11 protein-coding genes and 2 pseudogenes are annotated in these 8,290 nt (G+C 62.9%); 4 read left to right on the top strand and 9 right to left on the bottom strand.

Going from position 1 to position 8,290, the window contains the following annotated elements; all coding sequences use genetic code 11:
• Positions 1–488 precede the first annotated feature (488 nt).
• Positions 489–1,046, bottom strand: coding sequence for a histidine phosphatase family protein (locus tag KUO17_RS15265; RefSeq protein ID WP_217976378.1), 558 nt, complete (start codon positions 1,044–1,046; stop codon positions 489–491).
• Between the two features lie 115 nt (positions 1,047–1,161).
• On the bottom strand, positions 1,162–1,482 hold the full coding sequence (locus KUO17_RS15260) for a hypothetical protein (protein ID WP_217976377.1): 321 nt from the start codon (positions 1,480–1,482) through the stop codon (positions 1,162–1,164).
• A gap of 191 nt (positions 1,483–1,673) precedes the next feature.
• On the opposite strand from KUO17_RS15260, the pseudogene KUO17_RS27240 reads away from it, so the two are divergent.
• A pseudogene (locus KUO17_RS27240) lies at positions 1,674–1,787 on the top strand (EamA/RhaT family transporter); the annotation flags it as partial.
• Positions 1,788–2,057: 270 nt separating this feature from the next.
• Here the strand turns inward: KUO17_RS27240 and KUO17_RS27235 are convergent.
• A pseudogene (locus KUO17_RS27235) lies at positions 2,058–2,261 on the bottom strand (hypothetical protein); the annotation flags it as partial.
• Between the two features lie 277 nt (positions 2,262–2,538).
• On the opposite strand from KUO17_RS27235, the gene KUO17_RS15250 reads away from it, so the two are divergent.
• Positions 2,539–2,775, top strand: a complete 237-nt coding sequence (locus KUO17_RS15250; RefSeq protein ID WP_217976375.1) for a helix-hairpin-helix domain-containing protein — start codon at positions 2,539–2,541, stop codon at positions 2,773–2,775.
• Positions 2,776–2,797: 22 nt separating this feature from the next.
• Here KUO17_RS15250 and KUO17_RS15245 read toward each other — a convergent pair whose 3' ends face one another.
• Entirely contained in the window at positions 2,798–3,139 is a 342-nt protein-coding gene (locus KUO17_RS15245; RefSeq protein ID WP_217976374.1) for a DUF5713 family protein, read from the bottom strand.
• A gap of 265 nt (positions 3,140–3,404) precedes the next feature.
• On the opposite strand from KUO17_RS15245, the gene KUO17_RS15240 reads away from it, so the two are divergent.
• Positions 3,405–4,337: an alpha/beta hydrolase family protein gene (locus KUO17_RS15240; protein ID WP_217976373.1), complete on the top strand. Its 933-nt coding sequence runs from the start codon at positions 3,405–3,407 to the stop codon at positions 4,335–4,337.
• Positions 4,338–4,380: 43 nt separating this feature from the next.
• Here KUO17_RS15240 and KUO17_RS15235 read toward each other — a convergent pair whose 3' ends face one another.
• The 4 genes from KUO17_RS15235 to KUO17_RS15220 form a co-directional block, all read right to left on the bottom strand.
• Entirely contained in the window at positions 4,381–4,722 is a 342-nt protein-coding gene (locus tag KUO17_RS15235; RefSeq protein WP_217976372.1) for a HopJ type III effector protein, read from the bottom strand.
• A complete protein-coding gene (locus tag KUO17_RS15230; protein WP_217976371.1) occupies positions 4,715–5,011 on the bottom strand; it encodes a DUF1244 domain-containing protein in 297 nt (98 codons plus the stop codon). Before KUO17_RS15230 ends, KUO17_RS15235 begins: the two co-directional genes overlap by 8 nt.
• 26 nt (positions 5,012–5,037) lie before the next feature.
• Positions 5,038–5,736 carry a dihydromonapterin reductase gene (gene folM / locus KUO17_RS15225; RefSeq protein WP_217976370.1) on the bottom strand — a complete coding sequence of 233 codons (699 nt, stop codon included), beginning with the start codon at positions 5,734–5,736 and terminating at the stop codon, positions 5,038–5,040.
• An 86-nt stretch (positions 5,737–5,822) separates the two neighbouring features.
• Complete coding sequence (locus tag KUO17_RS15220; protein ID WP_217976369.1) at positions 5,823–6,395, bottom strand: putative antibiotic biosynthesis monooxygenase; 573 nt, start codon at positions 6,393–6,395, stop codon at positions 5,823–5,825.
• Positions 6,396–6,624: 229 nt separating this feature from the next.
• Between KUO17_RS15220 and KUO17_RS15215 the strand changes: the two genes are divergently transcribed.
• The gene (locus tag KUO17_RS15215) at positions 6,625–7,572 is read left to right on the top strand and encodes a MerR family transcriptional regulator (protein WP_217976368.1); all 948 of its coding nucleotides are present in this window, start codon (positions 6,625–6,627) and stop codon (positions 7,570–7,572) included.
• 54 nt (positions 7,573–7,626) lie between these two features.
• Here the strand turns inward: KUO17_RS15215 and KUO17_RS15210 are convergent, their stop codons facing one another.
• Positions 7,627–8,235: a hypothetical protein gene (locus tag KUO17_RS15210; RefSeq protein WP_217976367.1), complete on the bottom strand. Its 609-nt coding sequence runs from the start codon at positions 8,233–8,235 to the stop codon at positions 7,627–7,629.
• Between the last annotated feature and the right edge of the window lie 55 nt (positions 8,236–8,290).

Genomic DNA, 8,290 nt, shown 5'->3' with positions numbered 1-8,290 from the left:
GGCAAAATGATACTAGGGGGGAGGATTTCCTATCCATGGAGAAACTTCCGAAAGTTATGTCGGATGCGTCACGGAAGGGGGGCTTCGCCACGAAACGCCACTGCTCCGAATAGACCACCCCCCCGCGTTCTATCTATGGATGCTCGCTCGGATAGAAAGAAAATCACACGCGCCACCTTGAGTACAGCCGAGGTGCAACTAACGAAATACTCCGTAAATACCATCCACACGAAAGCGCCATAGCGGGACGATTCTTCCCATGGCAAGAATCCTCGAGACCGATGCCTCCCGTCATCTGCCAGCAGGCGCTGGCCTGGTATTCATTGAAGCTGTCCGGTGACATCAGTGCCGAGCAACTGCCAGCTTGAACGCTGGCGCCAGGCCGAAAGAGAGCACAAGCGCAGCCTGGAAGAGTTGAGCAGGAAGGTCAAGTAAGGCGCAAAGCGCGACAAGGCCGGCCGTAATGGGCCCTGTCGCAGCTTCCCCTGTTACCCCATTCGATAAGCCGTTGCGCTCCAGTAACGACTGCCATTGCCTTGCTGGCGAACCCACCCGGCCGCCTCCAACTGCTTGGCGATCATTCGATTCATGATGCCGTGGCCGAGCAGTAGCACGGGCCCTTCATCAGCCAGGGACTGAAGCCGTTGCGCGGCGGCATTGGCGCGCATTTTGGCCGTGCGGGCAGACTCGACCTTCCCTGAGAAACCGCACAGCCACAAGACGCGAAGAATGAAGGCCCAGGTAAACGGCGAAAGGCGCGGCAGTGTCCAGCGCCCATGGGGCAATTGCGCTTCGCAGAACATTGCGTCGACCAGAACCGGCTGCAAGCCCAACGCCCGAACGGAGGTCAGCGCGCGAGGCGCCGTACTCGAAACGATTACCCTGGCGGTAGCGGCGAGCGCCACGCTCACCTCTGGGGCGGGTTGGTCGATGATTTCGGAGAGGTCGTATTGCTCGATCCAGCGTTTCATATCGAGCGCTGAAAGTTTGCCAGCCATGACCAGATCGGGCTGACCATGACGCATCAAGATGATTTCCTTGGCCACTGCCATCAGTCCTTTTTTTTGCATTTGCGTGAGTATTTGCCCGTCGAGTCGTCTCAACCAAATTCACGCAGTTGAGGTTGCACACCGTAGGCGCTGCTGAACGTGCCCAGCACCTTCAGCTTGTTGTCGTAGCCAGCGCCTTGCGCAGCTCCTGCCGAGCAAGCGGGTAATCCTCAAGCGCGACCTGGGCGCTCAGCGCTGCATGGGCTTTAGCCACCGATGCAGGCCCCAGTATCACGATGGCGCGTACGGCGGCCCACCGCGTAAAGTGGTTCTCGGGGTCTGAAACCAGCGACACTATTTTTTCAAGGTCTGCATCGTCGGATACCTGCTCGGCCAACAACTGCGCAGTACTGAAGATATCAATCGGGTAGGCCACCTGATGTACGCCCAGGTACATCACCCGGCCGATCAAGTCGTCAAATGAAGGGTTCATGGCGTCTCGTAAGCTTGAGTGCGATTCGGCCTGCCAGCGTAACCGACCCATCGGTCCCTGTCTGGCCTCAGGCTCATACCCACGCCCAGGTTGTCTTGCTTGATGGTGAACACCGCCACACTGGTGTTGAGCCATCGTGGTACCTCCAGCGTCGGGCTGCCCACACGACTCAATCAGTCCTGTCGCGCCGCGTACCACTTCCACGCGATCGCGGCTGGCAGTCGGTCGGCATGCCCCGATCGGAGTGGTCGTGGCTGATGGGCGCCATCGCATTTGGCGGCGTGCTGAGCCCGATACTTCTCGTGGGGTTCTTTGGTGTGGCCTTAGCCTGGTGCTGTCCGTTCTGGCCGAACGCCATTCACATGAGCACCATCACCCGCAGGCACTCGCATTGACGGGGGGGCTGAAAGCGGAGAGGGCGGCACCCGTTCAACGACCCGACCTCGGCGAGGGCTCATCCGCCACAGGCACCCACCACCACACGCGTCGCTGCCGCAATGGTTTCATTGCGCCAAGGCGAGTCCTTCTTCGAGCCCCGCGTGAACACCACCACAATCCACGGTGCGCGCCCCGGCGGCCAGATAATGCCGACGACGTTGCAGCAACCCTGCCTCGACCTGGCTCGCCTGCAGGATCGCACCTGCGAGCACTGCCTTGAAGGCGCTGCAGAAGGCGAAGCGCTCTTCGCCACGGTACGATAGGCGCTTGCCGCTGCCGGTATCGAGCGCCCACAGCCCGAGTGTGCCGCCCGATGCCTGTTCCAGGCGCTGCAGTGGCGACTGCACTGGGTCAGTTGCCCACGCGGGCAAGGCCAGCACTGCAGAGCAGCCAACGGCCCCCTGCATCAGGCGACGGCGGCTGAGTATGGGTTGCATGATGTGCTCCTTTGGGAAGTGTCATCACTTGGGGGCTGCATACTATTTGGCCCGCGGGTGCTTGGCTTCAAGAAATACGTTGCCTGCGGTTGCTGACGACAGCGTGCGCCAGCAACTTGAGCCGCCCCTGCACGTGGGGCACACTCGCGTGCCTTCATCGGCCCATTACAGGAGTTTACGGATGCCATTTTCACCGTCGGAAACACAGGCCTTGCTGGCCCTCAAGGGCGTAGGCCCTACCGTTATCGCTCGCCTTGAACAGATGGGCATCGACTCGCTGGCAGTGCTCGGCGAGTCGAATGTCAGCGACATCCTGGCCCAGGCCTCGGCAGCCGTGGGTTCTACATGCTGGAAAAACAGCCCCCAGGCCAGGGCTGCCATCACCGCCGCCGTAGCGCTTGCGAAGGCGTCTGCATAGGCAGGCTGCGGCGCGCTGCGGCTTACCAGTCCCGCGGCGCGATCAGCTCTTCGATGTCTGCGTTCTCAAAGCCATATGCCGTGGCGATCTGCATGAAGTCCGTGCCGATGGCATCGCGTGCAGCCGTCTCGATTTCGCTGCCGTTCTCCTCGAATTCTTCGCCCAGTACGTTGAACGCCTCGGTGGCTGCATGGCTCAGCGCATAGAGCGCATCCAGGTCGGCCGGCTTTTGTTGTTCGATCGCACGGCACAGTTCGATCAGGATGTTCTGGCCCTTGTGCACGATGGCGTTCGGAAAGTAGTCGTCCTCGATCATCTCTTTGAGGAAGGGGTAGTTCGCCATGGTTGCATTGTTCAAGCTCATGATGCTCCTTGCGGATGAGGTGTTGGATGGGGGCGCAAGGGTAGCACCTACACCGTTTCCCAGGCTTGTTTGCAACGACAGGCACCGGTTGCGGTCTTGTCGCTGCCGGCCGCCGGGCTGACCGTGCGGTGCAAAGGATTACGATCACCCTTGGCGATGCGCTGTGTGCTGGGGAGGGCAGCACGCCGGAGCCGGCGGGCCTATAATTGCGGATCCTTCGTGCTGTGGTTCGATCCGCCACGCCTGACGCCACGGAGCCACGCTGATGAATACACCGCTCACCCACCCATCGCCCGGCATTGCAGTGCCGTTTCGCGAGCCAGCCGCCGACGGTTTCAGCCTGGGCGGTTTCAGTTGGCGCCATGCCATGGCCGACCCCACGCGTGCGGTGGTCATCATCAACGCCGCCACCTCGGTGCGCTGTCGCTTCTATTCGCGTTTCGCCGACTACCTGTACGCCAACGGCGTGGACGTGATCACCTACGACTACCGTGGTATCGGCGAGTCGCGCCCGGCCACCTTGCGCGGCTTTCAAGCCTCCTGGTCAGACTGGGGCACGCTGGATTTCGAGGCCATGCTCACGCGTGCCCAACGTGAGTTTCCAGGTCAGCCCCTCGATGTGGTAGGGCACAGCTTCGGGGGGTGCGCAGCGGGGCTGGCGGCCTCGGCGCCGATCATCCGCCGGCTGGTCACGGTGGGTGCGCAGTTCGCCTACTGGCGTGACTACGCCGCCGACAGCCGCTGGCAGCTGTTGTGCAAATGGCACCTGGCGATGCCGCTGCTGACCCGTGTATTCGGCTATTTTCCCGGCAAGCGCCTGGGCTGGATGGAAGACACGCCCGCAGGTGTGGTGCGCGACTGGGCGACACCGGCGCCTGCGTATGAGCAGCGTCCCAGTGGGCGCAGGCTGGCGACGCTGGGGTTTGCCCAGGTGCAGGCCGATATCCTTGCCATCAGCCTGACGGATGACCCGTTCGGAACGGTGCCGGCCATCGAGCGGCTGCTGGGCTACTTCAAGGCCAGCGCGCGTACGCACCTGCGCATCGCCCCGCACGAGATCGACGAGCCAGGCGTTGGTCACTTCGCGTTTTTTCACCGCCGCTTTGAGGCGCAGTTGTGGCCCATTGCGCTGGGGTGGCTGCGCGATGCCCAGGTGCCCGCAAACGCGCCGGGGCAGCGGGTGGTTTCGCAGGCATGAAAAAACGGCCCATGAGGGCCGTTCTTGTTGGATGCAGCGCGGCTCAGCCTTTGCGTTGCAGCGGCTCGCCAGCGAACTTCACCCCGGCCAGGCCGTGCTGGATCAGCGCACGGATGTTGCCGTGATCGCTGCCCTCGGGCGTGGCCACTACCGAACGGTAATGCTCGCCGAAGGCCAGCAGCGCTTCCTGATCGCTCAGGCCTTCAAGCAGGGCCAGGCCCAGGGTCTTGCACGAGCCTTCGTTCTGCCCGGCAGCGTTTTGCACTCCGCCGTTGGTGAAGGCCTGTGGCTGGTAGGTGTAGCCGTCGGCGATGAATGCCAGGGTGTCGACAAATACATGTTCGCCACTGTTCAGGCGGCTGCGCAGGGTGTTCAGGTCAGTCATGGGGTTTTCCTTTGGCGAACGCCGCTTGCTGTTCGGCGCTGGCTTCTTTCTGGTGTTGGGATTTCCACTGCTCGTACGGCATGCCGTAGACCACTTCGCGAGCGTCATCCAGGCTCAGGTCGATCTGGCGCTCGTCGGCCGCCGCCTTGTACCACTTGGACAGGCAGTTGCGGCAGAAGCCGGAGAGGTTCATCAGGTCGATGTTCTGCACGTCGGTGCGCTGGCGCAGGTGGTCGACCAGGCGGCGAAAGGCGGCCGCTTCGAGTTCGAGTTGCTGTTGCGGGTTCATGGGCGTTCTCTTGACGGTGTCGCGGCTCAGTCGGCCGCGATGCGGTTCTTCAAATGGCGGCCACCGTTGATGACCACGTTGCTGCCGGTGCTGTACTGGCTCTCGAGCAGGAACTTGACTGCGTCGATCAGCGGCTGCGCGCCGGGCTCGAACTCCAGCAGAGCCTTCTTCAGGGTTTGCTGGCGGTAGTGCTCGTCGCTGTTTTCCTTGAGGATCAGCAAGCCGGGCAGGATCGCGTTGACCCGTACTGCGGGGGCGTACTTCTCGGCGAACGACAGCACCATGTTCTGCAGCGCGGCCTTGGTCGCGGCATAGCCGATATGGCTCTTGCTGCCGCGCGAAGAGGTTTCGTCACAGATATGGATGATGTCGGACTTGTCGAGCTTGAGCAGGTGCTCGCCCAGGGCCAGGTTCAGGTGGTAAGGCGCCTCGACGTGCAACTTGAACATGGTGTTCAGGTTGGCCAGGTCGTCATCCAGCCACAGCGAGGCGTTGTGGATGATCGCGCGCAGGCCGTCATAGTGGCTGCGCAGGTGATCGATCAGGGCCTGGCGGTCGTGCTCCAGGCACAGGTCGGCCTGGAACTGCACGATGTTCGGGTGCGGCGCTTGCGCAAGGATGCTGCGGCTGGCGCTGACGACCGTGTGGCCGGCCTGCGCCAGTTGAATGGCCAGCGCGAGCCCGACTCGCTGGCTGGCCCCGGTGACAAGAATTGGGCTGTTCATGTGGTGGGCGGTCAACTTCAGGTAGTCGCATGGGTAGGCCCCAGCATACCCGAACTCGCCGCCGTTGCACGCCCCGCTGGGGTGGCTCAGCGGCTGCTCAGCGGCGGTGCGGGCACAACCTGTGCCGGCGCTTTGGGGGTCAGCCAGTGGGCCAGGCAACGGGTCGACAGCGGGATGAACAGGTAGACCATCAGGGGCGTGAGCCCCAGGGTGCTGAGCAGGATGCGTGGCAGCAGGTCGAGTGCGCTCAACCAGTGGCCGAACAGCAGGTTGAACGCCAGCGACACCGGAAAGAACGCCAGCCATATTGCTACTGCTTGTTTCCAGCGCGGTGGGCGTTGGGCCGGGCCAGGGCCGAACCAGCCATCGATACCACTGACACGGTGCTCGTGGGGTTGCTGGAACAACCCGTTGCCGCGTGCCAGCCAGGTGCTGCGCGATGCCGAGAACTCCCACGCGTGCAGGGTTTTCTCGTCGGCGAAGCGGAAGATGATCTGGAATTCGTCGTCGTTGGGCGGCGGGGCGAGCACACCCGAGCCCAGGTAACCGGGGAAGTCGGTGGCCAGTTGCTCGCCTTCGCGCAACCAGGCGATCAGGTCTTCATAGCGGCCATCGGCAACGCGGCGCGCCACCATCAAGGTAACCGGAGGGGTAGACATCGTGTATCTCCTGGCAAAAATGAGCGCAGCGGGTAGCCGCGACCATGGAGCGCTGCCCGGGGTGATGGGCGGCGCTCAACGCATGTGCGTATCAAGTAGCAAGGATTATTCCGTAAATTGTCTGACTCGTCAGTGCTGGCGCACAGGCGTTGCGCAAAATCACGCTTGGGCAGGGCCACGGCTGCGGAGTAGAATGGCCGATCTCTCCAGAATCACGGTCTTTACGGCGATGATCGAACCTGCTTCGGCTGCCACCAACCCTGACGCCCTCGTCCATGAGGAGCTGTTTCCCATCCGTGAAGTGGCGCGCCTGACCGGCATCAACCCGGTCACCCTGCGCGCGTGGGAGCGCCGATATGGGCTGATCCAGCCCACGCGCACCGAAAGTGGGCACCGATTGTACTCGCGTTCGGACATCGACGATGTGCGGGCCATTCTCGGCTGGATCGAGCGTGGCGTGGCGGTGAGCAAGGTCGGCAAGATCCTGGTGCGCAACCACACCCTCAAAGCGCAGGCGTCTGTGGAGCAGGCTTGCGGGCAGGCGGACTGCCAGCAATGGCAGGTGCAGGTGCGACAGGCGGTCAAGCGCTTTGACGAGGGGCGCCTTGAGCAGGTGTACGGCCAGGTATTTGCAACCTATCCGCTGGTCATGGTGTTTCAGGACATCTTCATGCCGGTGTGGCATGAGCTGCGTACCTGCAGCGATGCGTTCGGCGCACAGAGCGAGTGGCTTTTGCTCGATGGCTTCCTGCGTGCGCGGGCGTTGCAGCGCCTGCAGCTGTCGCGTGAGCAGCAGGACGTCAGCGTGGTGCTGGCCGCCATTCCCGGGCACTGCCGTGAGCTGGAGTTGCTGGTGGCGGGGTTGTTGCTGGGCTGCAGCGAGATTGCCATCAGGGTGCTTGCGCTGGGCCAGCCGATGGAAGAGTTGAGCCTGGTGTGCGAGCGCATTGCCCCGCACGCGCTGGTGCTGTTTTCCAATCACTCACCTGCGGCGGACCTGCCCAAGCGTCTGGCACGTCTGGCCAATGCGGTGGAGTGTCCGGTGTTGTTCGCGGGGGAGGCGGCCGAGTTGGCCCAGGATGGACTGATGGGCTCGCAGGTGGCGTGCCTGGGCAGTGAAGCGCGCTTGATGCGCCGGCGCCTGCAGCAGTACCTGGCAGGCCATCTGGACACCTGAGGGCCTTTTCGCGGTGCAGGTGCCGGCCTTGCCAGCGAAGGCCGCGCCGCCGTATCAGGCCGGATGCAGCTCAGGATGCGCCAACCGGTGCTGGCGCAGGATGTACTGACGCAACCGTTCGATCTCCTGCGGCTGATGCTGGCTCAACCGATACGCCGCCAACCCTTCGGCGGTCTGGCGCTGCAACGTACCCTGCAAGTTGATGGGCGTATCGGCGCCCGGGCTGAACCACAGGCTGAAGGTCTTGGGCGGCTTGCGATCAGTCGGCACTTGCAGCAGCACACCCTTGAACGAAATCTCGCATACCCGCAGGTCCGTGCTCAGGCCCAGCTCGTCGTCCAGCGCCACCGGCGTGTCGAGGTTCAGGCGCCAGGGGCGCATCATCGGGCCGTCTTCATAGATGCTCGGCGCGCCCAGTTGCAGGTGCACCGCATGAAACTCATCCTCGACCAGTTGCAAGGGAAAACTCATCTGCTGGTTTTCGAACTGCGCCTGCAACGTCACCTGCTCGTGGGCAATCAGCCGCGTCAGCAGCCGCTGTACGTCAGTGCCGCCAGCAAGGCGCAGGCTCGAGGTGGCGTCCGCCAGGTTCAGCTGGGGCGAACGGTGCATGCTCTGGATAAAGTCCAGTTCATCCTGAGTCAGCAGGGCAGTTGATTGCATGGTCGAACTCGATGGTTTCAATCGGGAATCGTTTTTGTCTGGGTGATGGACAGCG

This window comes from Pseudomonas aegrilactucae (genome assembly GCF_019168305.1).
Classification (GTDB): Bacteria; Pseudomonadota; Gammaproteobacteria; order Pseudomonadales; family Pseudomonadaceae; genus Aquipseudomonas; species Aquipseudomonas aegrilactucae.
The sequence above is the reverse complement of the archived record's forward strand: the minus strand, read 5'-3'. Positions and strand labels throughout refer to the sequence as shown.

What these genes read in the sequence shown, in the direction of transcription:
- KUO17_RS15260 (WP_217976377.1), bottom strand. Translation starts at nt 1,482, where the DNA reads ATGAACCCTTCATTTGACGACTTGATCGGCCGGGTGATGTACCTGGGC.
- KUO17_RS15250 (WP_217976375.1), top strand. Translation starts at nt 2,539, where the DNA reads ATGCCATTTTCACCGTCGGAAACACAGGCCTTGCTGGCCCTCAAGGGC.
- KUO17_RS15245 (WP_217976374.1), bottom strand. Translation starts at nt 3,139, where the DNA reads ATGAGCTTGAACAATGCAACCATGGCGAACTACCCCTTCCTCAAAGAG.
- KUO17_RS15240 (WP_217976373.1), top strand. Translation starts at nt 3,405, where the DNA reads ATGAATACACCGCTCACCCACCCATCGCCCGGCATTGCAGTGCCGTTT.
- KUO17_RS15235 (WP_217976372.1), bottom strand. Translation starts at nt 4,722, where the DNA reads ATGACTGACCTGAACACCCTGCGCAGCCGCCTGAACAGTGGCGAACAT.
- KUO17_RS15230 (WP_217976371.1), bottom strand. Translation starts at nt 5,011, where the DNA reads ATGAACCCGCAACAGCAACTCGAACTCGAAGCGGCCGCCTTTCGCCGC.
- folM (WP_217976370.1), bottom strand. Translation starts at nt 5,736, where the DNA reads ATGAACAGCCCAATTCTTGTCACCGGGGCCAGCCAGCGAGTCGGGCTC.
- KUO17_RS15220 (WP_217976369.1), bottom strand. Translation starts at nt 6,395, where the DNA reads ATGTCTACCCCTCCGGTTACCTTGATGGTGGCGCGCCGCGTTGCCGAT.
- KUO17_RS15215 (WP_217976368.1), top strand. Translation starts at nt 6,625, where the DNA reads ATGATCGAACCTGCTTCGGCTGCCACCAACCCTGACGCCCTCGTCCAT.
- KUO17_RS15210 (WP_217976367.1), bottom strand. Translation starts at nt 8,235, where the DNA reads ATGCAATCAACTGCCCTGCTGACTCAGGATGAACTGGACTTTATCCAG.